The 24,951-nt window shown below is 70.2% G+C and carries 25 protein-coding genes; 1 reads left to right on the forward strand and 24 read right to left on the reverse strand.

From position 1 onward, the window contains the following. Nucleotides 1–13 precede the first annotated feature (13 nt). From ABIB15_RS03625 to ABIB15_RS03735, 23 genes are all read right to left on the reverse strand, one after another. Nucleotides 14–661 (reverse strand): Trp biosynthesis-associated membrane protein, encoded by a 648-nt coding sequence (locus tag ABIB15_RS03625; protein WP_354475329.1) that lies wholly within the window; start codon nucleotides 659–661, stop codon nucleotides 14–16. Beyond that, on the reverse strand, nucleotides 662–2,170 hold the full coding sequence (locus ABIB15_RS03630; protein ID WP_354475549.1) for an anthranilate synthase component I: 1,509 nt from the start codon (nucleotides 2,168–2,170) through the stop codon (nucleotides 662–664). 8 nt (nucleotides 2,171–2,178) lie between these two features. Continuing rightward, nucleotides 2,179–2,553, reverse strand: coding sequence for a phosphoribosyl-AMP cyclohydrolase (hisI, locus tag ABIB15_RS03635; RefSeq protein ID WP_354475330.1), 375 nt, complete (start codon nucleotides 2,551–2,553; stop codon nucleotides 2,179–2,181). Between the two features lie 6 nt (nucleotides 2,554–2,559). After that, nucleotides 2,560–3,321 carry an imidazole glycerol phosphate synthase subunit HisF gene (hisF, locus tag ABIB15_RS03640; protein WP_354475332.1) on the reverse strand — a complete coding sequence of 254 codons (762 nt, stop codon included), beginning with the start codon at nucleotides 3,319–3,321 and terminating at the stop codon, nucleotides 2,560–2,562. 2 nt (nucleotides 3,322–3,323) lie between these two features. Further along, complete coding sequence (gene hisG, locus ABIB15_RS03645; RefSeq protein WP_354475333.1) at nucleotides 3,324–4,163, reverse strand: ATP phosphoribosyltransferase; 840 nt, start codon at nucleotides 4,161–4,163, stop codon at nucleotides 3,324–3,326. 80 nt (nucleotides 4,164–4,243) lie between these two features. Continuing rightward, nucleotides 4,244–4,507 carry a phosphoribosyl-ATP diphosphatase gene (locus ABIB15_RS03650; protein WP_161886384.1) on the reverse strand — a complete coding sequence of 88 codons (264 nt, stop codon included), beginning with the start codon at nucleotides 4,505–4,507 and terminating at the stop codon, nucleotides 4,244–4,246. Between the two features lie 66 nt (nucleotides 4,508–4,573). Continuing rightward, nucleotides 4,574–4,942, reverse strand: coding sequence for an FKBP-type peptidyl-prolyl cis-trans isomerase (locus tag ABIB15_RS03655; protein WP_354475335.1), 369 nt, complete (start codon nucleotides 4,940–4,942; stop codon nucleotides 4,574–4,576). A gap of 206 nt (nucleotides 4,943–5,148) precedes the next feature. Further along, nucleotides 5,149–5,811 carry a ribulose-phosphate 3-epimerase gene (gene rpe / locus ABIB15_RS03660; RefSeq protein WP_354475336.1) on the reverse strand — a complete coding sequence of 221 codons (663 nt, stop codon included), beginning with the start codon at nucleotides 5,809–5,811 and terminating at the stop codon, nucleotides 5,149–5,151. Nucleotides 5,812–5,837: 26 nt separating this feature from the next. Continuing rightward, nucleotides 5,838–7,286: an RsmB/NOP family class I SAM-dependent RNA methyltransferase gene (locus ABIB15_RS03665; protein WP_354475337.1), complete on the reverse strand. Its 1,449-nt coding sequence runs from the start codon at nucleotides 7,284–7,286 to the stop codon at nucleotides 5,838–5,840. Further along, nucleotides 7,283–8,212 (reverse strand): methionyl-tRNA formyltransferase, encoded by a 930-nt coding sequence (fmt, locus tag ABIB15_RS03670; RefSeq protein ID WP_354475339.1) that lies wholly within the window; start codon nucleotides 8,210–8,212, stop codon nucleotides 7,283–7,285. The genes ABIB15_RS03665 and fmt overlap by 4 nt, the downstream gene beginning before the upstream one ends. An 8-nt stretch (nucleotides 8,213–8,220) precedes the next feature. Then, on the reverse strand, nucleotides 8,221–10,206 hold the full coding sequence (locus ABIB15_RS03675; protein WP_354475340.1) for a primosomal protein N' family DNA-binding protein: 1,986 nt from the start codon (nucleotides 10,204–10,206) through the stop codon (nucleotides 8,221–8,223). Between the two features lie 2 nt (nucleotides 10,207–10,208). Further along, complete coding sequence (gene metK, locus ABIB15_RS03680) at nucleotides 10,209–11,411, reverse strand: methionine adenosyltransferase (RefSeq protein WP_354475341.1); 1,203 nt, start codon at nucleotides 11,409–11,411, stop codon at nucleotides 10,209–10,211. Nucleotides 11,412–11,522: 111 nt separating this feature from the next. Next, on the reverse strand, nucleotides 11,523–12,743 hold the full coding sequence (gene coaBC, locus ABIB15_RS03685; RefSeq protein WP_354475343.1) for a bifunctional phosphopantothenoylcysteine decarboxylase/phosphopantothenate--cysteine ligase CoaBC: 1,221 nt from the start codon (nucleotides 12,741–12,743) through the stop codon (nucleotides 11,523–11,525). A gap of 48 nt (nucleotides 12,744–12,791) precedes the next feature. After that, nucleotides 12,792–13,049 carry a DNA-directed RNA polymerase subunit omega gene (gene rpoZ / locus ABIB15_RS03690; RefSeq protein ID WP_354475345.1) on the reverse strand — a complete coding sequence of 86 codons (258 nt, stop codon included), beginning with the start codon at nucleotides 13,047–13,049 and terminating at the stop codon, nucleotides 12,792–12,794. Nucleotides 13,050–13,100: 51 nt separating this feature from the next. After that, nucleotides 13,101–14,024: a guanylate kinase gene (gene gmk / locus ABIB15_RS03695; protein WP_354475347.1), complete on the reverse strand. Its 924-nt coding sequence runs from the start codon at nucleotides 14,022–14,024 to the stop codon at nucleotides 13,101–13,103. Beyond that, complete coding sequence (gene pyrF, locus ABIB15_RS03700; protein WP_354475348.1) at nucleotides 14,021–14,872, reverse strand: orotidine-5'-phosphate decarboxylase; 852 nt, start codon at nucleotides 14,870–14,872, stop codon at nucleotides 14,021–14,023. Before pyrF ends, gmk begins: the two co-directional genes overlap by 4 nt. After that, on the reverse strand, nucleotides 14,869–18,162 hold the full coding sequence (carB, locus tag ABIB15_RS03705; protein WP_354475350.1) for a carbamoyl-phosphate synthase large subunit: 3,294 nt from the start codon (nucleotides 18,160–18,162) through the stop codon (nucleotides 14,869–14,871). The genes pyrF and carB overlap by 4 nt, the downstream gene beginning before the upstream one ends. After that, nucleotides 18,162–19,328 carry a glutamine-hydrolyzing carbamoyl-phosphate synthase small subunit gene (gene carA, locus ABIB15_RS03710; RefSeq protein ID WP_354475351.1) on the reverse strand — a complete coding sequence of 389 codons (1,167 nt, stop codon included), beginning with the start codon at nucleotides 19,326–19,328 and terminating at the stop codon, nucleotides 18,162–18,164. The genes carB and carA overlap by 1 nt, the downstream gene beginning before the upstream one ends. 5 nt (nucleotides 19,329–19,333) lie before the next feature. Continuing rightward, entirely contained in the window at nucleotides 19,334–19,852 is a 519-nt protein-coding gene (locus ABIB15_RS03715; protein ID WP_354475353.1) for a PH-like domain-containing protein, read from the reverse strand. Further along, a complete protein-coding gene (locus ABIB15_RS03720; RefSeq protein WP_354475354.1) occupies nucleotides 19,845–21,194 on the reverse strand; it encodes a dihydroorotase in 1,350 nt (449 codons plus the stop codon). Before ABIB15_RS03720 ends, ABIB15_RS03715 begins: the two co-directional genes overlap by 8 nt. Continuing rightward, nucleotides 21,191–22,147 carry an aspartate carbamoyltransferase catalytic subunit gene (locus ABIB15_RS03725; protein ID WP_354475355.1) on the reverse strand — a complete coding sequence of 319 codons (957 nt, stop codon included), beginning with the start codon at nucleotides 22,145–22,147 and terminating at the stop codon, nucleotides 21,191–21,193. The genes ABIB15_RS03720 and ABIB15_RS03725 overlap by 4 nt, the downstream gene beginning before the upstream one ends. After that, nucleotides 22,144–22,731 carry a bifunctional pyr operon transcriptional regulator/uracil phosphoribosyltransferase PyrR gene (gene pyrR, locus ABIB15_RS03730; protein ID WP_354475357.1) on the reverse strand — a complete coding sequence of 196 codons (588 nt, stop codon included), beginning with the start codon at nucleotides 22,729–22,731 and terminating at the stop codon, nucleotides 22,144–22,146. Before pyrR ends, ABIB15_RS03725 begins: the two co-directional genes overlap by 4 nt. Nucleotides 22,732–22,818: 87 nt before the next feature. After that, nucleotides 22,819–23,715, reverse strand: coding sequence for a LysR family transcriptional regulator ArgP (locus ABIB15_RS03735; RefSeq protein ID WP_354475358.1), 897 nt, complete (start codon nucleotides 23,713–23,715; stop codon nucleotides 22,819–22,821). A gap of 68 nt (nucleotides 23,716–23,783) precedes the next feature. Here ABIB15_RS03735 and ABIB15_RS03740 point away from each other — a divergent pair, with 68 nt between their 5' ends. Continuing rightward, nucleotides 23,784–24,413, forward strand: a complete 630-nt coding sequence (locus tag ABIB15_RS03740; protein WP_354475359.1) for a LysE/ArgO family amino acid transporter — start codon at nucleotides 23,784–23,786, stop codon at nucleotides 24,411–24,413. A gap of 128 nt (nucleotides 24,414–24,541) precedes the next feature. Here the strand turns inward: ABIB15_RS03740 and ABIB15_RS03745 are convergent, their stop codons facing one another. Next, the gene (locus ABIB15_RS03745) at nucleotides 24,542–24,904 is read right to left on the reverse strand and encodes a LysR family transcriptional regulator (protein ID WP_354475361.1); all 363 of its coding nucleotides are present in this window, start codon (nucleotides 24,902–24,904) and stop codon (nucleotides 24,542–24,544) included. Nucleotides 24,905–24,951: the final 47 nt, after the last annotated feature.

Genomic DNA, 24,951 nt, shown 5'->3' on the forward strand with positions numbered 1-24,951 from the left:
CAGGGCTTCGAGTCTAGCGTGACGTCGGATCGGCGCCGTCGCTCAACGCGTCCCAGTCGCCGATCGCATCGGGCTCGCGGGCTGCCGCGCCCGAGCCCGCCCCGCCGTCCACGGTGCTCCCGTCGACCGGAGTGCCGTCGGCGCTGGTGAACGCGGCATTCTGGTACTTGCGCGTGGCAGCGGGCCAGAGGCGCACCGTGGCGATGATCGCGACCCCGATGGCGACGCTGATGACCCCGACCGTCGCCGCGAACCAGGGCCAGGCGGTGAGAGTGGCCGACTCGACCAGGCCCTGCACCGACGAGGCACCGGAGATTCCGGTCGAGTCGGTGATCGCACGGGAGGCGGCCCCGGCGGGGTCGCCGATCGCGAGCACCGAGGTGAGTGCGACGGTGGCGCCGATCAGCGCCTGCAGCGCGCCCAGCACAACCCGGAAGATGGGCCCGGCGATCGACAGCGCGCCCACCAGCGCGAGACCCGCCAGGGCGAGGGCGGACAGGCCCCCCGCGGCGATGTCACCGCCGACGATCACCCGTGCCCCGCCGAGCTCGTCCGCGGTCAGCGCGACGATGACCCACGTCTGAGTCCAGGCGAGGAGGATGAGGGCGTTGGCGACGACACCCGCGAGCAGGATCGTGCTCTTGAGACGCCGGGGAGCCACTCAGGTCACCCGGCGCATGGCGTTGGCAACGGCGATTGCCCGCAGCGGTGCGGCGGCCTTGTTCTGGGTCTCCTGCTCCTCAGCGAGAGGGTCGGAATCGGCGACGAGCCCCGCTCCGGCCTGGACTCGCGCCACTCCCCCGGCGATCGTCGTCGTGCGGATCGCGATGGCGAGGTCGAGGTCGCCGGCGAAGTCGAAGTAGCCGACCACACCGCCGTACACGCCCCGCTGGGCAACCTCGAGCTCGTCGATGATCTCGAGCGCCCGGGGTTTCGGCGCGCCGGAGAGGGTGCCGGCCGGGAAGGTCGCCCGGAACACGTCGACCGAGCTCGCGCCGGGGCGGAGGTCGCCCTCGACCGACGACACGAGGTGCATGATGTGGCTGAAGCGCTCCACCTGCATGAACTCGGTCACCTCGACCGAACCGGGCTCGCAGACCTTGAGCAGGTCGTTGCGGGCGAGGTCGACGAGCATGAGATGCTCGGCACGTTCCTTGGGGTCGCGTTCGAGGGTGTCGGCGAGCGACTGGTCCTCCTCCGGGGAGCCGCCGCGCGGCTTGGACCCGGCGATGGGGTGCATATAGACGCGGTCGTTCTCGACCTTGACGAGCGCCTCCGGGGACGAGCCGACGATCCAGTACGGTTCCCCCGCGGCATCCTCGAGGGACAGCAGGTACATGTACGGGCTCGGGTTCAGGGTGCGCAGCACGCGGTACACGTCGATCGGGTGCGCGCTGATCTCGTGGTCGAAACGCTGCGAGATGACGACCTGGAACACGTCGCCGTCGACAATGAACTGCCGAGACCGGGTGACGGCGGCGTGGAAGTCTTCCGGGCGGATTCGCGGGGTCGGCTGCGGCGCGGTCTCAAGGTCAACCTCGGCGAGCCAGGCTTCGGCCGGCTCTGCGAGGCGTGCCTGCATCGCGTCGAGGCTGGACTGGGCGAGCCTCCACAGGTCGTCCGGCGTGTCGACTCCGTCGTTGAGGGCAGTGGCGATGAGCAGCACCGACCCGGTGCGGTGGTCGACGACGACGAGCGCGGAGACGAAGCTGAGTGCCTGCCCGGGCGTGGCGAAGTCGGCGGGAGGAATGTTCGGCAGCCGCTCGATCTGCCGGATCGCCTCCCAACCGATGAAGCCGACGAGCCCGCCGGTCAACGGCGGGTGGCCGGGCACGTGCGGGGTGCCCCACCGCTGATAGATATGCGCGAGCGTCTCGAGCGGCCCGGTCGGTGCGCCCGCGCCGAGAGCGCGCTCGGCGGAGAGCCCGTAGTCGAGCCACACCGACTCGTCGCCGGTCTGGGTCAGCACACCGAAGCTCGAGACGCCGATGAAGGAGAACCTCGACCAGATCCCGCCCTGCTCCGCGGACTCGAGCAGGAAGGTTCCCGGCTCCCCCGCGGCGAGCTTGCGGTAGATGCCGACGGGCGTCTCGCCATCGGCGAAGAGCTCGCGGATGACCGGGATGACGCGGTGGTCGCCGAGGAGCGCGTCAAATTGCGCCCTCGTCATGGTGTCGCTCACCGGTCGTCCTCGCTCCGGTCACCGATCGCGGGCTCGAGCGGGTCAACGTCGAAGCAGGCGTGCGCACCCGTGTGGCAGGCGGCTCCGACCTGGTCGACGGTCACGAGGATCGTGTCCGAGTCGCAGTCGAGCGCGGCACCCTTGACGTACTGGCGGTGGCCGGAGGTGTCGCCCTTGCGCCAGAACTCCTGCCGGGAGCGGGACCAGAACGTCACGCGCCCCTCGGTGAGGGTGCGGCGGAGGGCCTCGGCGTTCATGTAGCCGAGCATGAGCACCTCGAGGGTGTCCCACTGCTGGATGATCGCCGGGAGGAGCCCGTCGCCATCGAAGGTGGCGCGGTCGAGAATCGCGTCGATTCCGGTGTCGGTCATGTTGTCCTACCTCGTCGTCATGCCCGCCGCGGCGAGGCTTCCCTTGATGTCGTCGACGGTGAGGTCGGCGTCATGGAAGACGGATGCCGCGAGCACAGCATCGGCGCCCGCCGCGATCGCGGGGGCGAAGTGGTCGAGTGCGCCGGCACCGCCGGACGCGATGACGGGCACATGGCTGACCTCGCGCATCGCGCGGATGAGTTCGAGGTCGAATCCGCTGCGGGTCCCGTCGGCGTCGATCGAATTGACGAGCAGCTCGCCCGCGCCGCGCTCGATCGCCTCGCGGGCCCAGTCGAGGGCATCCAAGGAGGTGTCGGTGCGCCCGCCGTGGGTCGTCACGATGAACCCGCTGGCAGCGGCATCCGAGCGGCGCACGTCGAGCGAGAGGACGAGCACCTGCGCGCCGAAGCGGTCGGCGATCTCCCCGAGCAGCGCGGGCCGGGCGATTGCGGCGCTGTTGACACCGATCTTGTCGGCTCCGCTGCCGAGCAGCCGGGAGACGTCGTCGGTGCTGCGCACTCCGCCGCCGACCGTGAGCGGGATGAACACCTGCTCCGCGGTGGCGCGCACAACCTCGTGCATCGTCTCGCGCTGGTCGATCGTCGCGGTGACGTCGAGAAAGCAGATTTCGTCGGCGCCCTGCTCGTAGTAGCGGGCGGCGAGCTCGACCGGGTCGCCGGCGTCGCGGAGGTTCTTGAAGTTCACACCCTTGACGACGCGCCCGGCGGCGACGTCGAGGCACGGGATGACGCGAACCGCGAGGGACATCGTCATATCCTCGCCGCGTGGATGGAACTGACGAGGATCGCGCGGGCGCCGAGGCCGTAGAGCTCGTCCATGATGTGGTTGGTGTCGGTGCGTGCGACCATCGCCCGCACGGCGACCCAGGCGGGGTCGCGCAGCGGCGAGACGGTCGGCGATTCGCGCCCGGGGGTGATGGCGGCGGCGGCTTCGACAAGCTCGACGGGGAGGTCGTAGTCCATGAGCACGTACTGGCGGGCGACGAGCACGCCCTGCAGTCGACGGTGCAGGGTGTCGATGCCGGGCAGTGCATTGCCGGAGCTGATGAGCACCGCGGTGGAGTCGAGGATCACGGGCCCGAAGATCTCGAGGTTCTGCGCGCGCAGGGTCGAGCCGGTCGAGACCACGTCGGCGACGGCGTCCGCAACCCCGAGCTTGACGGCCGATTCGACGGCGCCGTCGAGGCGGACGAGTTCGGCCTTGACCCCCTGCGTCGCGAGGAAGTCGCCAACGAGACCGGGATAACTGGTCGCGACGCGGATGCCCTCGAGGTCGGCGAGCGTGTCGAACCGGCCCTTGGGTCCGGCGAACCGGAAGGTCGAGTCGCCGAAGTCGAGGGTCGCGATCTCCCTCGCGGTCGAGCCGGAGTCGAGCAGGAGGTCGCGGCCGGTGATACCGACATCGAGCGCGCCCGAGCCGACATAGGTCGCGATGTCGCGGGGGCGGAGGTAGAAGAACTCGACGTCGTTGCGCGGGTCGACTGCGCTCAGCGCGCGCGGGTCGCGGCGTCCGACGTAGCCGGCCTCGATGAGCATGTCGGCGGCCGTTTCGGCGAGGGAGCCCTTGTTGGGCACTGCGATGCGCAGCATGGGGGACGACTCTTTACTCGCTGCCGGTGCAGCGTGATCGGGGTGGTGCGGTAGTCAGGACGGGAATGAGGGGCGCCAGGTCACAGGTGTCGGTAGACATCGGCGGTCGTCAGCCCCTTCGCGAGCATGAGCACCTGCAGGTGGTAGAGCAGTTGGGAGATCTCCTCCGCCGTCTCGTCGTTCGACTGGAACTCAGCGGCCATCCACACCTCGGCGGCCTCCTCGACGATCTTCTTGCCGATGGCATGCACGCCAGCGTCGAGCTGCGCTACGGTGCCGGAGCCGGCGGGCCTGGACCGGGCCTTGTCGCCCAGCTCGAGGAAGAGTTCGTCGAACGTTTTCACCTGTCAAGGTTACCGTGGCGCGGAGGCCGACTCCGCGCCACGGTGGCGTGCCCGCTCAGCTGCGGGTCAGCGGGTGCCGAGCAGGTCGATCACGAAGATCAGGGTGCGTCCGCTGAGCTGGTGGCCGCTTCCGGCGGGACCGTAGGCGAGCGCGGGCGGCACGATGAGCTGGCGGCGCCCGCCGACCTTCATGCCGGGGATCCCCTGCTGCCAGCCGGAGATGAGCTGGCCGAGCGGGAAGTTGATGGACTGGCCGCGGCTCCACGAGGAGTCGAACTCCTCACCGGAGGCGAAGTCGACGCCGAGGTAGTGCACGTCGACGGTCGCGCCGGGTGCGGCGGACTCGCCGGTTCCCTCTTCGACGTCGATGATGACGAGCTCGGTGGGCTCGTCGCCCTCGTAGAACTCGATTTCTGGCTTGGTTTTTTCTGTCATGTGCCTATCCAACCAGACGGGCCGGTGCCGCTCATCGGTCGTGCCCGTCGGGTAGCTGCCCCGTCGCCCGCTCGACTGGCGTGGGCGCAACGCAGGAGATCCGGGTGACACGGCGCGTTTCGTGGCACCGCCTTGCGGCGTGGCGCGGAATCTCCTCGGCAACGCGCGGGGCGGATGCCGGTGACGCTGCCACTGCGCCGGCGCGCTCAGTGCCTGTGCGAGGCGGCCGCGGCGCGCAGCGCGGCGATCTGGTCGGAGGGATGCTCGGCCCCGAAGACCGAGGAGCCGGCGACGAAGGTGTCCGCTCCGGCCTCGGCCGCCGTGAGGATCGTCTCCTCGTTGATGCCACCGTCGACCTGCAGCCAGACGTCGTGCCGGGAGTGCCGTATCGCGGTACGGAGGCGTTCGATCTTCGGCAGTGTCTCCTCGATGAAGGACTGCCCGCCGAATCCCGGCTCGACGGTCATGACGAGCACCTGGTCGAACTCGTGGAGCAGGTCGAGGTAGGGCTCGACAGGCGTGCCCGGCTTGAGCGCGAGGCCGGCCCTCGCGCCGATGTCGCGCAGCCGGCGCGCGAGGGCGACGGCATCCGTCGCGGCCTCGGCATGGAAGGTGACCGACGCGGCACCGACCTCGGCGTAGCCCGGTGCCCAGCGGTCGGGGTCCTCGATCATGAGGTGCACGTCGAGCGGGATGGGCGACACCTGCTGCAGCCGCTCGACCATGCCGACCCCGAAGGTGAGGTTGGGCACGAAGTGGTTGTCCATGATGTCGACATGGGCGAAGTCGGCGCTCGAGATCCGCGCGAGGTCGCGTTCGAGGTTTGCGAAGTCGGCCGCGAGGATGCTGGGATTCAGGCGCATGTCCATGGGGCGAGCCTATTGGGCCGGCGGCCCTAGTCCTGGACCTTCTGCAGCAGGCAGATGAACATCGCGTCGGTGCCGTGCCGATGCGGCCAGAGCTGCACATGCCCGGGTGTCCGCTCGCCCCGGTCGCCCAGCTCGAGCGGTTCCACCGTCACGCCGGCGAGCACCGCGGCGGTGTCGAGCCGCTCGATGCGGCCGCCGTGCCGCTTCAGAACGCCCTCGACGATGCCGGTGGTCTCCGCGAGGTGCGGCGAGCAGGTGACGTAGGCGAGGATACCGCCGGGCTTGAGTGCGTCGATCCCGGATTCGAGCAGCCTGGCCTGCAGCTTCTGCAGCTCGGCGACGTCCTTCGGCTGCTTGCGCCAGCGTGCCTCCGGGCGCCTGCGGAGCGCGCCGAGTCCCGTGCATGGCGCGTCGATGAGGATGCGGTCGAACTGCTCGGGGAGGGTCTGGCCGATCGTCGTGCCGTCCTGCACGAGCACCTGCGGCGGGTTCGGGATGGCCGCGAGTGCCGAGCGGACGAGCTCGGCGCGAACGGGGAGGATCTCGTTGGCGACGAGGGTCACGCCGACGGCGGCGGCCTCGGCGGCGAGCAGTGCGGCCTTGCCTCCTGGACCGGCGCACATGTCGAGCCAGCGTTCCCCGGCGACGGCCGGGCGGGCACGGCTGAGGGCGAGGGCGGCCAGTTGGGAGCCCTCGTCCTGCACACGCGCGTGCCCGGTCTGCACGACGGGCCAGCGGGCCGGGTCGCCGCCCTCGCTCACGACGCCGAGGGGGGAGAAACGCGCGGGGCGCGACCTGGGCAAGTCGTCGGTGCTCGACAGGCCCGGCAAAGCGACGAGGCTCACCCGCGGAGCGAGGTTGTCGGCGTCGAGGAGGTCTTCGAGCTCGATTTCGCGCCCTTCGGCGGCCAGGGCCCGGCGGAACGCGCGCACGATCCAGACCGGGTGGGAGTACTCGATCGCGAGGCGCTCGTCGTCGGTCCGCGGCTCGTCCATGACCCGCTCGTGCCAGTCTGCTGGCTCGGTCCGGGTGATCGTTCGGAGCACCCCGTTCACGAAACCGGTGGCCGACTGGGAGCCGACTTCCCGGGCGAGGGACACCGCCTCGTCGACGACGGCGTGGTGCGCGGTGCGCATCGACAGCAGCTGGTGGGTCGCCAGGCGCAGCACGTCGAGGATGGGCGGGTCGATCCTGTCGGTCTCGCGCCCGGCCGCGATCCGGATGACGGCGTCGTAGTAGCCCTGCATCCGGAGGGTGCCGTAGGTCAGCTCGGTCGCGAGTCCGGCGTCCGCCCCGCTCAGCCCTGCCCGCTCGAGACGGGTGGGAAGAAGCAGGTTCGCGTAGGCGTCGGATTCGGTCACCGCGCGGATCACGTCGAATGCGACGCGGCGGGCCGGCTGCACGCGCTGGGCCTGGGCGGGGCGCCGCGGCGGGCGCCGCTTCTGGTTGCGAGGTGGCCCGGCGTCACTGGTCATTCGACAATCATCCTCGCATCGGCGGGCCGGCCGCGCCACCAGTCGGCGGCGGCCATCGCGTTCTTGCCGGCCGGCTGCACCGTGACGAGTTCGATCGCGTCGCTCGCGGTGCCGGCGAGGACGCGGCGCCCGTCGAGCCGGAGCTGCCCGGGGGCAATCCGGGCGGCATCCCGCGCGATGGCCGCGTCGAGCACCTTCAGCCGGGCGCCGTCGATGGTGGTGGAGGCGCCCGGTTCCGGTGTCACTCCGCGGATGAGGTCGTGCACAGTGCTCGCGTGCGCGGTCCAGTCGATACGGCCGTCCTCGAGGGTGAGCTTCGGGGCTCGCGTCACGTCGCCGGCCTGGGGCTCGCCCCTCGCGCTGCCGTCGGCGATCGCATCGATGACCCGCACGAGCAGCTCCGCGCCGCCGGCGGCGAGGGAGTCGAGCAGGTGCCCGGCGGTCTCGTTGCCGCCGATCGGCTGGGTGAACTGGCCGTAGATGTCGCCCGCGTCGAGTTCCGGCACGAGCTGGAACACGCTGGCGCCGGTGAGCTGGTCGCCGGCGATGATCGCCCTCTGCACGGGGGCGGCGCCGCGCCAGCGCGGAAGTAGCGAGAAGTGCAGGTTGATCCAACCGAGCCGCGGGGTCGAGAGGAGCGGTTCGCGCAGGATCGCGCCGTAGGCCACGATCACACCGAGGTCGGCGGTGAGCGTGGTGATCTGCTCCGTCACCTCGTCGCCCGGCCGGTTCGACTTGATGGTCGGGAGGCGAAGCTCGGTCGCAGCTGCCCCCACATCGGTGGGGGTGGGCACGCGCTTGCGGCCCTTGGGCGAGTCGAGGCGGGTGAGTACCGCCGCGATGGCGTGATCGGTTGCGGCGATCGCGCGGAGGCTGGGGACGGCGGCGCCGGGGCTGCCGGCGAAGACGATTTTGAGGTGGGTCACGTGGCTCTTCACTCGATGAACGGCTCGATGTCGTCGAACCGAACTTTCAGTGTAGGCAGCGCGAGGGGGATGCTCTTGCCGGGAACGCGCTTGCGTCGGACGGTGGCCGCCCGGATGATCTCGGCCCGCAGCGCCGCGGCAACGGCAGGGCCCTGGGAGTAGTCGAATCGCACGATCGCACGCACGCCGGCATCCGTGTCGAGGGGGCCGAGAACGTCGGCGCCGGCGAGGCCGGCGATGCTCGCGAGCGCCTTTTCGACCGAGTCGGCGGTGCCCGTGACCGTTGCGACCCTGATCGCCGGCGGGAACCTCAGCCGCCGTCGGTCGACGAGCTCCGCGGCGGCGTACGACTGGGGCCGCCAGGTCGCGAGAGCCGTGGCAAGGGCGCCGCCGACCCCGACGAGCACAACGGGGGCACCCGGTTTCGCGAGTGCCGCGGCGTTGGCCCACCAGCGCAGGCAGTCCTCGCCGACGCGCAGGCTCTCCCTGGCCAGCATCCGCTCCCCGTCGAGGAGCAGCACGGCATGGTAGCCGCCAGCGGCGAGAGGCTCCGCCCCCCTCGTGGCGACCACGAGGGCGGGCACGGCGTCGACGTGCAGCAGCGGCCGGTCTCCGTCGGCGATGATCACCCGCACGCCGGGAAAGGCGCGTCCGAGATCCTCAGCGGTGCGCACCGTGCCCTGCCCGACCTGCCGCAGCCGCGTGCCCTCGCAGTTGCCGCAGGTCCAGGCGGCGGCGGGCTTGCCGCACCACGTGCACGCGGGCACCGAACTCGACGTCTTCGTGCCGAGCGGCCCGTCGCAGTGCCGGCATCTGGCCGACTGCCCGCAGGAGTCGCAGGCGAGGCGCGGCGCGAAGCCGGGGCGCGCGACCTGCACGAGCACCGGCCCGGTCGCGAGCGCCGTCTTCGCCTCCCGCCAGGCCGTCGAGGGGATGCGGGCGATCGCCGCGTACCGGTCTTGCGGCGCCTGCTGGGCGGTCGGGACGACCTTCGGGGAGTAGCTGCGGGAGGGACCGAGGCTTGTGAGGTAGCCGATCTCGACGAGCCGCTCGACCTCGGTGCTGCGGGAGTGGCCGAGGAAGACGAGCGCGCAGCCCTGCTGCTGCTGGCGCACGAGCGCGGCGTCCCTGGTGTGCACATAGGGGCTGAGCGGCTCGGCGTGCAGCGGATCACCGTCGTCCCACACGGCGATGAGCGCGAGCCTCACGGCCGGCGCGTAGACGACCGAGCGGTTGCCGACGATCGCGAGCGGGGTCTCCCCCAGGCATTCGAGGTGGGCGCGGTATCGGTCGGGATTGGACTGCCTGGCGTCGAGGTGCACGATACGCGACGAGGGCAGCACCGCCTCGAGGGCGGCGACGAGCTGCTCCTGGTCGCGGTAATCGGGTACCGAGAGGATCGCGCTGCCACCGCTCGCGAGCGCGTGGGTCGCAGCAGCCGCCATCGTCGTCGCCCAGTGCCCCACCTGCTGTCCGTCCGGCAGTGCGACGACCCGTGGCACGGCGTCGACGGCGTGCTTCTCGCCGCCCGCGATCGCCTGGGCGAGCCGGTCGGCCGGATACTCGGCGACGTCCGCCGCCGTGACCGGATCGGGCTCGACTGCAGCGGGCGCGCCGTCGGCCTTGCCCATGAGCCAGGCCTTCTCGACCCGCACCTGGCGTTTCGGCACCGCGAGCCTGATCACGTCGTTGGCGGTGCCGGCGGCGCGGTCGGCGACGGCCCGCGCGAGTGCCACAACCTCCGGGGTGAGCACGGGTGCGGTCGACACCACGGCCTCGAGTTCGCTGAGCACGCCCGTGTAGTCGATCTCGGTGACGACCTCGATCACGAATCCGTCGGCGATGCGTCCCGCCGACCGGAGCGGCACGCGAACGCGCACCCCGGGAGCGATATCGGCCGCCATCGCGGCGGGCACGGCGTAGTCGAACAGCCGGTCGAGCTGGGGCAGCGGTGAATCGACCATCACCCGCGCGATCGGAGCGGGGGTCGTCATGGTTACAGCCCGGCGGCGCTGCGCAGCGACTCGACTCGGTCGAGCTTCTCCCAGGTGAAGTCGGGAAGCTCGCGGCCGAAGTGCCCGTAGGTCGAGGTGGCCGCGTAGATCGGGCGGAGCAGATCGAGATCGCGGATGATCGCGGCGGGGCGCAGGTCGAATACGTCGCGGATGGCCCGGCCGATCACGTCGTCGTCGACGTGGCCGGTGCCGAAGCTCTCCACGTACAGGCTCACCGGCGCGGCTTTGCCGATCGCGTAGGCGACCTGCACCTCGAGCCGATCGGCGAGACCGGCCGCGACGGCGTTCTTCGCGACCCAGCGCATTGCGTACGCCGCCGAGCGGTCGACCTTTGACGGGTCTTTGCCGCTGAACGCGCCCCCGCCGTGCCGGCTGGCGCCGCCGTAGGTGTCGACGATGATCTTGCGCCCGGTGAGCCCGGCATCGCCCTTCGGGCCGCCGATCTCGAACCGGCCGGTGGGGTTGATGAGCATGTCCGCCGAGCCGAAGTCGAGCCCGGTGAGCTCGAGGATGGGCTTGATCACCAGCTCTTCGATCTCACGCGCGAGGGTCGCGTCCGACACGGTCGGGGCGTGCTGGGCCGAGATCACCACGGTCTCGACGGTGCGCGGAACGAGCCCGTCGTAGCCGATCGTCACCTGCGTCTTTCCGTCCGGGCGGAGGTAATCGACAATTCCCTCCTTGCGCACGGCGGCGAGCCGTTCGGCGAGGCGGTGGGCGAGCCAGATCGGCAACGGCATGAACTCGGGGGTCTCGCGGGTGGCGAATCCGAACATGAGGCCCTGGTCGCCGGCGCCCTGCGCGTTGAGAGCGTCGTCGTCGCCGCCGCGGGCCTCCAGGGCCCGGTCGACGCCCTGGGCGATCTCCGGCGACTGCGACCCGATGGAGACGGTCACACCGCAATTGCTGCCGTCGAAGCTCACCTCGGACGAGTTGTAGCCGATCGAGGTGATCGTGTCGCGCACGAGGGTCGGGATGTCGACGTAGCCCGTGGTCGTGACCTCGCCGGCGACGTGGACGAGGCCGGTGGTGACGAGGGTCTCCACCGCGACGCGGCTGTGCGGGTCCTCGGCGAGCAGCGCATCGAGGATGCCGTCGGAGATCTGGTCGCAGATCTTGTCGGGGTGTCCCTCGGTGACGGATTCGGAGCTGAACTGGCGCAGGCCGGACGGTGACGTACTCATGGGTGCCTCGTAGCTGGAAGTTGGCGGGCGGACGGATCCACTCCGTCGGGGTGCCGTGCGAATCAGGGGCGCAGACCCGAGCGGGACAGGCCGCTGGCCGAACAGGTGCGGTCAGGCCAGCAGGTCGAGTATGCGATCGGCCACCGACATCTTGCTCCCGGAGGCCTCCATCACTATATCCCCGGCCAGATCGATGACCAGGACCCGGTTGTCAGGAACCGAGAAGCCCTCCGTCCAGCCGACCCTGTTGAGGACGAGATAGTCGGCGCCCTTGCGGATCACCTTCGCCCGGCCGAGGGCGAGCAGCTCGGAGTCGTCCGGTTCGGTCTCGGCGGCGAAACCGACGATGATCTGACCCCGGTGGCGCGTGGACACGAGGCCGGCGAGGATGTCGGGATTCTTGACGAGGTCGATCCGCATCCGGTCGCCCTGCGCCTCCTTCTTGATCTTCGCCTCGGCCGAGAATTCCGGGCGGTAGTCGGCCACGGCGGCGGCCATGATGATGATGTCGGCGCGGGTGGATGAGGAGGAGGCGGCGGCGGCCAGTTCGGCGGCGGAGCTGACCTCGGTCAGGCGGATGCCGAGGGGCGGCGCCACCTCGAGGTTCGCGCCGATCAGCTCGACGGTGGCGCCCCGAAGGGACGCGGCTTCGGCGATCGCGACACCCTGTCGGCCGCTCGAACGGTTTCCGATGTAGCGCACCGGGTCGATGGCCTCCCGTGTGCCGCCGGCGGTGACGAGCACCCGCCGACCGGCGAGGTCCCTCGGGCGCAGCGCGGCGAGTGCCGCCACAACGATCTCGTCGGGTTCGACCATGCGCCCGAGCCCGGCATCCGACCCCGTCAGCTGGCCGGTTCCCGGGCCGACGATGCGGATGCCCCGAGAGCGGAGGGTCGCGACGTTCGCGGCTGTCGCGGCGCTGACCCACATTTCGGTGTGCATCGCGGGGGCGATGACGACGGGGGCGGTGCTCGCGAGAATCGTGGTGCCCAGGAGGTCGTCGGCGAGACCGGTCGCCAGCTTCGCTATCGAATTCGCCGTCGCCGGCGCGACGACGATGAGGTCGGCCGCCTGGCCGATCGCCACATGCCTGACCTGCGCGACGCCCTCGTAGAGGTCGGTGTGCACCGGGTTGCGGCTGATCGCCTCGAGCGTCGGGCGTCCGACGAAGCGCAGCGCGGCATCCGTCGCCACCACGTGCACGTCGTGCCCGAGAAGCACGAACGCGCGGATGACCCCGACGGCCTTGTAGGCCGCTATTCCCCCGGTGACCCCGACCACGATGTTCAGCGGGCGGCTGGCGAGCGGCCACCGCGTGCCGGGGTCGGTCATGGTGTCGGCGTTGGGCGCGAGATCTGGGCGCGGGGTCGAGGGTCGGGGCTACTCGGCGAGAGGCTTCGCGACGAGCTTGTCCTCGTTGATCTCGTGCAGCGCGACCGAGAGGGGCTTGTCTTCGATCGTGGAGTCGACGAGCGGTCCGACGTTGTCGAACAGGCTTCCCTCGTGGAGGTCGGCGTAGTAGTCGTTGATCTGGCGAGCACGCTTCGAGGCGAAGATGACGAGCGCGTACTTCGAGTCGACCTTCGTCAGCAGCTCGTCGATGGGCGGATCGATGATGCCCTTTGCCTTGTCAACCATGTGGTGCTCCTTCTGTGAATAAGCGTGTGAGTGAAAGCGGATGCGGCCGGATCAGCCGAAGTCGTGGGCAGCGCGAGGGCGCAATCTCATCAAGTCTACGACCTCCTCGGCTGCCTCGGCGACGTCGCCGTTCACGACGCGGTAGTCGAACTCGTGCTGCGCGGCGAGCTCGACCCTCGCGGTCTCGAGCCGGCGCTGCTGTTCGGCAGGCCCCTCGGTGCCGCGGCCGATGAGGCGGCGCACTAGTTCGTCCCAGGTCGGGGGCAGCAGGAATACGAGCACGGACTGCGGCATCGCCGCTTTCACCTGTCGCGCGCCCTGGATGTCGATCTCGAGCAGAACACTGCTGCCCTCGCCGAGGTTGTCGTCGACGGGTCGCCGCGGCGTGCCGTAACGGAACGCGTTGTGCACCTTCGCCCACTCGAGCATCTCGCCCCGCTCGACGAGGCGGTCGAACTCCTCGTCGCTCACGAAGAAGTAGTTGACCCCCTCGACCTCGCCGGGCCGTGGGGCCCTCGTCGTCGCGGACACCGAGAGGTGCACGTCGGGGTAGTTCTCCCGGATGAAGGCGGAGACGGTGCCCTTGCCGACCGCGGTCGGCCCGGCGAGGACGACGAGCTTGGCCTTCGCGGTGTCCGTCCCCCGGCTCTCCCGTACGACGAGCCAGTCCCGCAACCGGTCCCGCTGGCGGGAGCCGAGGCCGCCGACCCGCTTCGAATCGGCGATCTGCAACTCGGCCATGACCTTGGCGGTGCGGGTGGGGCCGAGGGTGGGAACGCTGGTCAGCAGCTCCCGCACCCGGAGGGTGCCCTCGGCGACGGCGTCCGGATCGCTCCACGCGGTGTCGAGCACGTCTACGGCGCTGCGCTGCCGCGTCGCGACAGCGTGCTTCACGGCCGCACGGCGGCGGCGCGCTGCCACGGCGGCGCGGGATGCCGCGACCCGGTCGACGGGTGGTGGACCTGACTGCGTCATGCGCCGACCTCGTTCGCGTGGGAGGTGATCGCCGCGGCGAGCCCGGACGGCCCGGCGGAAAGGATGCTGCGCGACGCGGCCACGATGGTGCGGCTCGCGGCGGTGCCGTAGATCGCGTCGACCTGGTCGAACCTGGCGCCCTGGTGCCCGAAGCCCGGGGCAAGGATGGGCGTTCCCGGTCCGGCGCCGGCGGGCGCGGTGTCGATACCGTACGCGGCGAAGTCGACAGTGGCTCCGAGCACGACGCCGACGCTTGCGATGCGGGCGGAGGGGTCGCCCAGGTTCCAGTCGGTCACGTCGGCGACGATACCCGCTGCCACCGTCAGTCCGCTACGCGCGCCCGACCCGATGACGGCCGTCTGGATGGCCGCCGCCTCGGGATTCGAGGTCGCAGCGAGCACGAAGAGCCCCTTGCCATGCTGGGCCGCGAGGTCGAGCGGCGCCTTGATCGACCCGACGCCCTGGAAGGCGCTGACGGTCATCGCGTCGGCTTCGAGCGGGGAGCCGGGGGTCAGCCACGCCTGGCCGTACGCCTCGACGCTCGAGCCGACGTCGCCGCGCTTGGCGTCGGCGATGACGATCAGGCCCGCGGCGCGGGCCACCCTCAGCACCTCCTCGAGCGCGGCGAAGCCCGCGGACCCGTGGCGCTCGAAGAATGCCACCTGCGGCTTCACGATGCCCGCCCGGCCGGCGCTCGCCTCGACGACGCGCAGGCCGAAGTCGCGCAGGCCGGCCGCGTCGTCGCCGAGGCCCCACTGGCCCAAAAGGTAGGGGTGCGGGTCGATGCCGACGCAGAGGCGCCCGTGGCCGTCGATGGCGTGCTCCAGGCGCGTGCCGAAGCCGATCACAGGCGCGCCGCCCGCTCGATCGCGTACGCCTGCAGCGACTTCACGTCGAAGCCGTTCTGGATCGCCTCGAAGGAGGCGACCGCGGCGCTGAGCTGCGCGATCGTAGTGAACAGGGGCTTGTCGGCCGCGACGGCCGCAGCCCGGATCTCGTACCCGTCCGCTCGGGCGCTGCGCCCGCTGGGCGTGTTGATGACGACGTCGACGCGCTCCTGGTTGATGAGGTCGACAATCGACGGTTCGTCCTCGGGCGAGGAGCCGCCCTGCGAGTACTTGCGCACGACGGTCGCGCGGATGCCGTTGCGGCCGAGGATCTCGGCGGTGCCGATCGTCGCGAGGATTTCGAACCCGAGCTGCTGGAGCCGCAGCACTGGCAGGATGATCGCACGCTTGTCGCGATCGGCGACCGAGACGAACACGGCACCGCCGGACGGGAGGCCGCCGTAGGCCGCCTCCTGGCTCTTGGCGAACGCCTTCGGGAAGTTCTCGTCGATTCCCATCACCTCCCCGGTCGAGCGCATCTCCGGGCCGAGGACCGAGTCGACGATGAGGCCGTCCTTGGTGCGGAACCGCTTGAACGGCAGCACCGCCTCTTTCACCGCGACCGGCGAGTCGATGGGCACGATCGCGCCATCCTGCTCGGGAAGCAGCCCGCTCTCGATGAGGTCGCGGATGCTCTCCCCCACCATCACCCTGGCCGCGGCCTTGGCGAGCGGGATGCCGAGGGCCTTCGACACGAACGGCACGGTGCGCGATGCGCGCGGGTTCGCCTCGAGCACGTAGAGCACCCCGGCGCCGATCGCGAACTGCACGTTGAGCAGCCCCTTCACGCCGATGCCCTGCGCGATCGCGAGGGTCGCCTCGACGACGCGCGCGATCTGGTCGCGGCCGAGCGTCACCGGAGGCAGGGTGCAGCTGGAGTCACCGGAGTGGATGCCGGCCTCCTCGATATGCTCCATGACGCCGCCGACGTAGAGCTCGGTGCCGTCGTAAATCGCGTCGATGTCAATCTCGACCGCGTCATCGAGGAAGCGGTCGATGAGCAGCGGATGCGATGGTCCGATAATGCCCTGGCCGGACATCCGGTGGAAGTAGTCTTCGAGCGACGGGCTGTCGTAGACGATCTCCATCCCGCGGCCGCCGAGCACGTAGGACGGGCGCACGAGCACCGGGTAGCCGATCTCCTCGGCGATGGTGACGCCGCCGCGGAAGTCGATCGCGGTGCCGTTGCGCGGCGAGACGAGACCGGCCGCGTCGAGGATCCCGGAGAACAGGCCGCGCTCCTCGGCGAGGTCGATCGCATCGGGCGTCGTTCCGAGGATCGGCACTCCGGCCGCCTGCAGACCGTGGGCGAGCCCGAGCGCCGTCTGCCCGCCGAGCTGCACGACAACGCCGACCAGTTCGCCGCTGAGGCTCTCGGCGTGGATGACCTCGAGCACATCCTCGAGGGTGAGGGGCTCGAAGTAGAGGCGGTCGGAGGTGTCGTAGTCGGTCGAGACCGTCTCCGGGTTGCAGTTGATCATGATCGTCTCGTACCCGGCCTCGGCGAGGGTGAACGAGGCGTGCACGCAGGAGTAGTCGAACTCAATGCCCTGCCCGATGCGATTCGGGCCCGAGCCGAGGATGACGACCTTGCGCCGCTCGCTCGGCACGACCTCGGTCTCGAGGTCATAGCTCGAGTAGTGATATGGGGTCAGTGCGGGGAACTCGCCGGCGCAGGTGTCCACGGTCTTGAAGACCGGACGCACGTCGAGAGCCCAGCGGGCGCCGCGCACCTCCGGCTCGTCGAGCCCGCGCAACTGCGCGATCTGCGCGTCGCTGAACCCGTGGTCCTTGGCGTGGCGCAGCACGCTCGCATTCAGGTGCTCCGCAGCCGCAACGTCGGCGGCAACTTCGTTGATGAGCTCGATCTGGTCGATGAACCACGGGTCGATGCCGGTCGCGGCATGGGCCTGGGCGTTGGTCGCGCCGGCGCGCAGCGCCTGCTGCAGCGTGACGATGCGGCCGTCGGTGGGAATCGCGGATGCGGCGAGGAGCTCGTCCATCGAACGCTGTTCGTCGCCCCAGTGGAAGCTCGACCCACGCTTCTCGAGCGAGCGCAGCGCCTTCTGCAGCGCTGTCGCGTAGTTGCGGCCGAACGCCATCGCCTCGCCGACGCTCTTCATCGTCGTCGTCAGGGTCGCGTCAGCGGCCGGGAACTTCTCGAACGCGAACCGCGGCACCTTGACGACGACGTAGTCGAGGGTGGGCTCGAACGAGGCCGGGGTGACCTTGGTGATGTCGTTCTGGATCTCGTCGAGCCGGTACCCGATGGCGAGCTTCGCGGCGATCTTCGCGATCGGGAAGCCGGTGGCCTTCGAGGCAAGGGCGGAGGAGCGGGAGACGCGCGGGTTCATCTCGATGACGATGATGCGACCGTTGGCGGGGTCGACGGCGAACTGGATGTTGCAGCCGCCAGTGTCGACGCCGACGGCGCGGATGATGTCGATCGAGATGTCGCGGAGCTTCTGGTATTCGCGGTCGGTGAGGGTCAGTGCCGGCGCGACGGTGATCGAGTCGCCGGTGTGCACCCCGACGGGGTCGACGTTCTCGATCGAGCAGACGACGACGGTGTTGTCGGCCGTGTCGCGCATGAGCTCGAGCTCGTATTCCTTCCAGCCGAGGATGGACTCCTCGAGCAGCACCTCCGTCGTCGGGCTCTGGTGCAGGCCGTCGGTGACCATGCGCACGAGTTCGTCTGGCGTGTAGGCGAATCCGGAGCCGAGCCCGCCCATCGTGAACGAGGGGCGGATGACGAGCGGGTAGCCGAGGTCGTCGGCGAATCCGATGGCCTCCTCGACCGTGTGGGCAATGTGCGAGCGGGCCACTTCGGCACCGCAGGCGATGACGAGCTCCTTGAAGATCTGGCGGTCCTCGCCCTTCTGGATCGCCTCGAAGTTCGCGCCGATCAGCTCGACGTCGTACTTCTCGAGGATCCCGTGCTCGTGCAGTTCGATCGCCGCGTTGAGCGCCGTCTGCCCGCCGAGGGTCGGAAGCACGGCATCCGGCCGCTCCTTGGCGATGATCGTCTCGATGACCTCCCAGGTGATCGGTTCGACGTAGGTCGCGTCGGCGAATCCGGGGTCGGTCATGATCGTCGCGGGGTTGGAGTTGATGAGGATGACGCGCACGCCTTCCTCGCGCAGCACCCGGCAGGCCTGGGTGCCGGAGTAGTCGAACTCCGCGGCCTGGCCGATGACGATGGGCCCGGACCCGATGACCAGGACCGAGTTGATGTCGTCGCGTTTGGGCATTACTTGTCGTCCTTCTTGTTGGCACGGGCGTTGTCCGCACGGGCGGCGATGGTGGCGAGCACCATGTCGCGGAACCGGTCGAAGAGGTAGTTGGCGTCGTGCGGCCCCGCGGCGGCCTCCGGGTGGTACTGCACCGAGAAGGCGGGGATCTCGAGGGCGTTGAGGCCCTCGACGACGTTGTCGTTGAGGTTGACGTGGCTCACCTCGACGAGGCCGAAGCCGGCCGGGGACGGGGTGGGTGCCCCGATGGGCGCGTCGACCGCGAAGCCGTGGTTGTGCGAGGTGATTTCGACCCGCCCGGTCGACTTGTCGACGACCGGCTGGTTGATGCCGCGGTGGCCGAACGGCAGCTTGTAGGTGCCGAAGCCGAGGGCTCGGCCGAGGAGCTGGTTGCCGAAGCAGATGCCGAAGAACGGCACGCCGTCGCGCAGGGCGCCCTGCAGCAGGGCGACGTGGGCGTCGGATGCGCTCGGGTCGCCCGGGCCGTTGGAGAAGAAGAGCGCGTCGGGGTCGAGGTCGCGCAGTTGCCCGGCCGACACCGACTGCGGCAGGACCATCACCTCGAAGCCGCGCGCGGCGAGGTAGCGCAGGGTGGATTCCTTGACGCCCAGATCGAGAACCGCGACCAGTCCGATCCGCTCCCCCTCCGGCGCGATCCGGTACTGCGTGCTGACCGACACCCGGTCGGAGAGGTTGAGGCCGCGCATGTCCTCGCCGGACTGCACGAGCCGCAGCTGCTCGGCCGGGTCGAGCGCGGCATCCTCGCCGGAGAAGATGCCGGAGCGCATGACACCGGCGTCGCGCAGCCGGCGGGTGACGGCACGCGTGTCGACGCCGCTGATGCCGACGATCCCGTCGGTGACGAGTTGGTCGTCGAGGCTGCCGTTCGCGCGGAAGTTCGACACCATGCGGGAGGGGTCGCGCGCGACGAAGCCGTTGACCCAGATGCGGCGGGACTCCGGGTCCTCGTCGTTGACCCCGGTGATACCGATGTGCGGGGCAGTCATGAGAACGATCTGCCCGGCGTAGCTCGGGTCGGTGAGGGTCTCCTGGTAACCCGTCATCCCCGTCGAGAACACGGCCTCGCCGAATGTGCGCCCGCGCGCGCCCCAGGCCCGCCCGACGTACCGGGTGCCGTCTTCGAGCACCAGCACTGCTGGATCCATGCTCGTCACTGTTCCTCGTTCCTGGCGCGGGTCGGCGCCGTGATGATTGACTCGACCGCGCGGATGAGCTCCGACGGGTCGGTGGGCTCCGGCACGCGGAGATAGCTGTCGATCGTGGTGTCGCCGAGTCGCCAGACGATGCGCACGAGGCCGCCGGTCTCGACGACGCGGTCGATGGTCCAGGTGGCGCGCTCGACGGCCACGAGGTCGGAGCGCGGGATGAAGGCATCCGGCTCCCCCGCGATCCCGAGCGAGATCCCCGACTCGAAGACCCGCAGGCGGGCGCGGGCGCGGTAGCCGAGGCCGGCGACGGCGATGCGGTTGAGTGGTTCGTCGGTCATCGTCGAGGCGACGTAGAAGGCCTCGGCCGTGATGATCTCGCGTCCGGTCAGCTCGGGAAGGCCCTGGGGCCTCGGGATGCCCGACTGGCGCCGCTGGCGTCGCCGCCACCCCGCGTACATGAGCGTGAGAAGGAGTACGAGCACCGCCAGCACGATGGCGCCGGAGATGACGCGGCTATCCATGGGCACTCCCAGCTGCCTCGACACCGGCGGCGGCCGCCGAGACGGTGTCCTCGTCGACGAGTTGCCCGTCGAGCACGGTCGGGTAGCCCTGGTGCACCGTCGCGACGACGCGGCCCGGCAGGGTGAGCTGCAGGAATGGCGAGTTGCGGCCTTGTCCCGCGAGAGCGTCGGTGTCGAAGACGCGGCTCGCCGCGGAGTCGTAGAGGGTGAACTCGGCGGGCGCGCCGACCGCGATTCCGTCGGCGTACCCGTCGAGGCGGCCGATCGCGGCTGGGGTGCGCGAGAGCACCCGGGCGATGTCGTTCCAGCCGAGCATCCCGGTGTCGACGACAGAGGCCTGCACGACGGAGAGGGCGGACTCGAGACCGACCATGCCCATCGACGCGGCGTGCCACTCGCAGTCCTTCGACTCGGACGGATGCGGCGCGTGGTCGGTCGCGATGATGTCGATGGTGCCGTCGGCGAGTCCGGCGCGCAGTGCGAGCACGTCCTCCTCGCGCCGCAGTGGCGGGTTGACCTTGTAGCGCGCGTCGTAGCTGCGGACGAGCTCCTCGGTGAGCATCAGGTGGTGCGGGGTCACCTCGGCGGTGACGCGGATGCCCCTCGCCTTCGCCCAGCGCACCACCTCGACGGATCCCGCCGTCGACAGGTGGCAGATGTGCACGCGGGCGCCGACGTGCTGGGCGAGCAGCACATCGCGAGCGATGATCGCCTCCTCGGCGACGGCGGGCCAGCCGGCGAGCCCGAGTTCGCCGCTCACGACTCCCTCGTTCATCTGGGCGCCCTCGGTGAGCCGGGGCTCCTGAGCGTGCTGCGCGACGACGCCGTCGAAGGTCTTCACGTATTCGAGGGCGCGGCGCATCAGGAGGGCGTCCGAGACGCACTTGCCGTCGTCGGAGAAGACCCGCACCCGCGCGCGGCTGTTCGCCATCGCGCCGATCTCAGAGAGCTGCTGGCCGGCAAGTCCCACAGTGACGGCGCCGATCGGGCGCACGGTGACGTACCCGGCGCGCCGGCCGAGCGACTCGACCTGCTCGACGACTCCGGCGTTGTCGGCGACGGGAGAGGTGTTGGCCATGGCGTGGACCGCCGTGAATCCGCCGATCGCCGCCGCACGAGATCCGGTCAGCACGGTCTCGCTGTGCTCGAAGCCGGGCTCGCGCAAGTGCGTGTGCAGGTCGACGAGGCCGGGCAGGGCGGTGAGCCCGTCGGCGTCGATCACCCGTGCGCCGGTGGCGCTGAGGCCGGTGCCGACCTCACTGATGCGACCGTCGCGCACGACGAGGTCGGTGCGGGTTCCGTCGACGAGGGTCGCGCTGGTGACGAGAAGTGTGGTTGTCATGAAAGTTCTCCGCGTTCCCCAGACAAGACGAGGTACAGCACTGCCATCCTCACCGAAACCCCGTTTGCGACCTGCTCGAGCACTGTCGATCGGGGTGAGTCGGCGGCGCGGGAGGAGATCTCGAGGCCGCGGTTCATGGGACCCGGGTGCATCACCATGGTAGCGGCGGGGAGACGGTCGACCCGCGCGTCGTCGAGGCCCCAGCGCCTCGAGTACTCCCGGGCGTTCGGGAAGAACCCGCCCGACATCATCCGTTCGGACTGGATCCGCAGCATCATCACGACGTCGGTGCCGACGTCGATGGCCTCGTCGAGGTCGTAGCCGACGGTGACGGGCCAGTTCACGATGCCCACCGGCAGCAGGGTCGCCGGGGCGACGAGGTGCACCTGGGCGCCGAGGCTCGTGAGAAGCCAGACGTTCGAGCGGGCGACGCGCGAGTGGAGGATGTCGCCGACGATCGTCACGCGAACGCCGTCGAGCGATCTGCCCCGCGACGCGGTGCCGTGCAGGCGCTTCCTGATGGTGAACGCGTCGAGGAGGCCCTGGGTCGGATGCTCGTGGGTGCCGTCGCCGGCGTTGATGATGCCGGCCTCGATCCAGTTGCTTTGCGCGAGCACCTGGGGGGCGCCGGATGCCGGATGCCGGATCACGACGGCATCCGCCCCGATCGCGGCGAGGGTCTGCGCGGTGTCCTTGAGGCTCTCGCCCTTCGACACGCTCGAGCCTTTCGCGCTGAAATTGATGACGTCGGCGCTCAGCCGTTTTGCGGCCGCCTCGAACGAGATGCGGGTGCGGGTGGAGTCCTCGAAGAAGAGGTTCACGACGGTGCGGCCGCGTAGGGTCGGCAGCTTGCGGACCTCCCGGGACTGCACATCGGCCATGTCCTCGGCGACGTCGAGGATGCCGATCGCCTCGACGCGCGCCAGGTCGCGGGTGCTGAGCAGGTGCTTCACTTCTGTGCCCCGTTCTGGCCGGTGTTCTCGCCGCTGGTCTCGCTGCTGGTCTCGCCGCTGTCGATGCTGACGAACTCGTCGCCGTCGCTCTCGTGCAGGCGCACGTAGATTCGCTCGCCCTGGGCGGACGGCAGGTTCTTGCCGACAAAGTCGGGCCGGATCGGCAGCTCACGATGACCGCGGTCGATGAGGGTGGCGAGGCGCACGATGCGCGGGCGTCCGATGTCGCCGAGTGCATCGAGGGCCGAGCGGATCGTGCGGCCGGAGTAGAGCACGTCATCGACGAGCACGACAACGGAGCCGTCGATGCCGGACGAGGGAACGCGTGTCGGCGAGGGGGCCCTCGTCGGGTTGCGGGAGAGGTCGTCGCGGTACATCGTCACGTCGAGCGATCCCGAGGCCACGGGCCGCCCGGAGATGTCTGAGATCAGCCGGGCGATGCGCTCGGCCAGAATGACCCCACGTGTGGGGATGCCGAGGATGACCAGATCGTCGGGGCCGCGATTGGACTCGAGGATCTCATGCGAGATCCGAGTCAACGCGCGGGCGATGTCAGCGTGCCGCAGAACTACTCTGGGAGGCAATCTGACCTCCTTCCCCGTCTCTCTGGACGGTGGTTAAAGGATGTCTGGTGTGTGTCGAGCCTAGCAGGGCCAGCGGGGCGCCCCGGCTCAGAACGGGTGCAGCGCGGTTGCCGCTGCCTCACGTACCGCCCGCGACACCGCGTCGAGCAGCGGAGACGCGAGGTTCCAGCGCTGCCAGTAGAGCGCGACGTCGACCGGATGACGCGGCGCGAGCTCCACGAGCGTGCCGTCGTCGATCTCGGCGAGACACTGCTGCTCGGGGAGCAGCGCCCAGCCGAGACCCAGCACCACGGCGCGGGCGAAGTCGTGGGACGCCGGGACGTAGTGACTCGGGCCGCCGACCCCGCCCGTTCGGGCGAGCACGAAGGCGCGCTGCAGCTCGTCACTGCGGTCGAAGGTGACGACGGGCGCATCGGTGAGGGCCGCGAGGTCGGGATGCTGTGGGATCCACCTGGCGACGAATGCCGGAGCGGCCACCGCGCGGTAGCGCATGAGCCCGAGCGGCTCGGTCACGCAGCCCTGGATGGACGCCCGGGTGGTGGTCACCGCGGCCATCACGGTGCCGGCCCGCAGCAGTGAGATCGTGTGCTCCTGGTCTTCGCGGTGCAGGTCGAAGGTCGCGCCGAGCTCCTCGCCGAGTTCCCTGAGGGAACCGAGAAACCACGTCGCAAGGCTGTCGGCGTTGACCGCGAGCGGGACCAGGAGATGCTGCCCGCCGTCTGGGCCGTCGTCGAGCTCGCGCAGGGTGTCGGCCTCGAGCAGCTCGATCTGCCGGGCGTAGCGGAGCAGCACATCCCCAGCGGGGGTGAGCGTGACCGGGGCGGTGCGGCGCACGAGCACCTGCCCGGCCGCCTGCTCCATCGCCTTCACCCGCTGCGAGATGGCTGATGCGCTGACATGCATCCGCCCCGCCGCCGCCTCGAATGTGCCCTCGTCGATCACGGCGCGAAGGGTGGCGAGCTGGTCGAGCGAGAAGCGCTGCATAAGGTCAGCTTATGGCGGCGAAGAAACCGTAGCTGGGCTGGAGTGACGGTCGGCCGTATCGTGATGCCGTGACCTTCTCCGCGACCCTGCTCCCTGCCCTGTTGGGCCTCGTGACCGGGCTGTCGCTCATCATCGCGATCGGGGCCCAGAATGCCTTCGTGCTCCGGCTCGGAATCGAGGGCCGCACTCGCATCATCGCGCCCGTCGTCGCCATCTGCGCGCTGTCCGATGCCGCCCTGATCCTGGCGGGGGTGATCGGGTTGGGAGCGATCGTCGAGTCCGCGCCGGTCGCGCTCGTCATCGTGCGTGTGCTCGGTGCCGGATTCCTGATCGTCTACGGGTTGCTCGCCGCGCGGCGTGCCTTCCGCCCGGCGGCGCTCCTGACCGCGGGTGCGGGCCAGCAGACCGGTCTGCGGGTGGCGGTGACGACCGTTCTCGCGCTCACCTGGCTGAACCCCCACGTGTACCTCGACACGGTACTGCTGCTCGGTGCGGTGGCGTCCCAGCAGGACGCGGCGGAACGCTGGTGGTGGACGGGAGGCGCCGTGCTCGCGAGCTTCCTCTGGTTCGGCGTGCTCGGATTCGGAGCCAGGCTGCTGCGGCCACTGTTCGCCAGACCCCGGGCGTGGCGGGTTCTCGACGCGTCCATCGCCGTTGTCATGATCGCCCTCGGCGTGCGGCTCGCGGTCGGGCAGTAGGGGTGCGGCTTCGGCCAGGTCACAGCTCGCGCGCCCGCTGTTCACTCGCGCGGGTGTGATTCCCAACGTGTCAGCCTGTGGTGAGACAAACCGCGCGGGTGAACAAGGACCGCGCGGTTCGGTTTCGATCAGCGCGACTGCCGACGCTTGCCCGGGGCAGCCTGCCCCTTCACCGCTGGTGCACGGCCCTTGCCCTTCGACGCCTTGGCCTTGCCGCCGGCGCTGGGCTTCGACGCCTTGCGAACGGAGCCGGGGGCCTTGGGAGTCGGGTTCGCGAGCTCGGCGCGAGCATCGTCGACGATGGCCTCGCCCGCCGGAGTGAGGGTGACCGAACCGTCGACGCGAATGAACAGCGGCGTGCCGACCTCGGCCTCGAGCTGCCGGATCGATGCGTTCAGGGTCGACCGCGGAATAGCGAGCGCCGCTGCGGCCCGCTCGAAGTCGAGCGTGTCGACGACCTGAACGAAGTGGCGAAGCAGGGAGATGTCCACGGAGAGCTCTTTCATCGAAGCCGCGCGAGTCGCGGCCACCCGATCAG

The organism is Marisediminicola sp. UYEF4 (genome assembly GCF_040546025.1).
Taxonomy (GTDB): domain Bacteria; phylum Actinomycetota; class Actinomycetes; order Actinomycetales; family Microbacteriaceae; genus Marisediminicola.

Bases quoted from the DNA above. Each gene is read 5' to 3' on its own strand.
- ABIB15_RS03630 (WP_354475549.1), bottom strand. From the start codon at position 2,170: ATGACGAGGGCGCAATTTGACGCGCTCCTCGGCGACCACCGCGTCATC.
- hisI (WP_354475330.1), bottom strand. From the start codon at position 2,553: ATGACCGACACCGGAATCGACGCGATTCTCGACCGCGCCACCTTCGAT.
- hisF (WP_354475332.1), bottom strand. From the start codon at position 3,321: ATGTCCCTCGCGGTTCGCGTCATCCCGTGCCTCGACGTCGCCGCCGGG.
- hisG (WP_354475333.1), bottom strand. From the start codon at position 4,163: ATGCTGCGCATCGCAGTGCCCAACAAGGGCTCCCTCGCCGAAACGGCC.
- ABIB15_RS03655 (WP_354475335.1), bottom strand. From the start codon at position 4,942: ATGACAGAAAAAACCAAGCCAGAAATCGAGTTCTACGAGGGCGACGAG.
- rpe (WP_354475336.1), bottom strand. From the start codon at position 5,811: ATGGACATGCGCCTGAATCCCAGCATCCTCGCGGCCGACTTCGCAAAC.
- ABIB15_RS03665 (WP_354475337.1), bottom strand. From the start codon at position 7,286: ATGACCAGTGACGCCGGGCCACCTCGCAACCAGAAGCGGCGCCCGCCG.
- ABIB15_RS03675 (WP_354475340.1), bottom strand. From the start codon at position 10,206: ATGACGACCCCCGCTCCGATCGCGCGGGTGATGGTCGATTCACCGCTG.
- metK (WP_354475341.1), bottom strand. From the start codon at position 11,411: ATGAGTACGTCACCGTCCGGCCTGCGCCAGTTCAGCTCCGAATCCGTC.
- coaBC (WP_354475343.1), bottom strand. From the start codon at position 12,743: ATGACCGACCCCGGCACGCGGTGGCCGCTCGCCAGCCGCCCGCTGAAC.
- rpoZ (WP_354475345.1), bottom strand. From the start codon at position 13,049: ATGGTTGACAAGGCAAAGGGCATCATCGATCCGCCCATCGACGAGCTG.
- gmk (WP_354475347.1), bottom strand. From the start codon at position 14,024: ATGACGCAGTCAGGTCCACCACCCGTCGACCGGGTCGCGGCATCCCGC.
- carB (WP_354475350.1), bottom strand. From the start codon at position 18,162: ATGCCCAAACGCGACGACATCAACTCGGTCCTGGTCATCGGGTCCGGG.
- carA (WP_354475351.1), bottom strand. From the start codon at position 19,328: ATGGATCCAGCAGTGCTGGTGCTCGAAGACGGCACCCGGTACGTCGGG.
- ABIB15_RS03715 (WP_354475353.1), bottom strand. From the start codon at position 19,852: ATGGATAGCCGCGTCATCTCCGGCGCCATCGTGCTGGCGGTGCTCGTA.
- ABIB15_RS03720 (WP_354475354.1), bottom strand. From the start codon at position 21,194: ATGACAACCACACTTCTCGTCACCAGCGCGACCCTCGTCGACGGAACC.
- ABIB15_RS03735 (WP_354475358.1), bottom strand. From the start codon at position 23,715: ATGCAGCGCTTCTCGCTCGACCAGCTCGCCACCCTTCGCGCCGTGATC.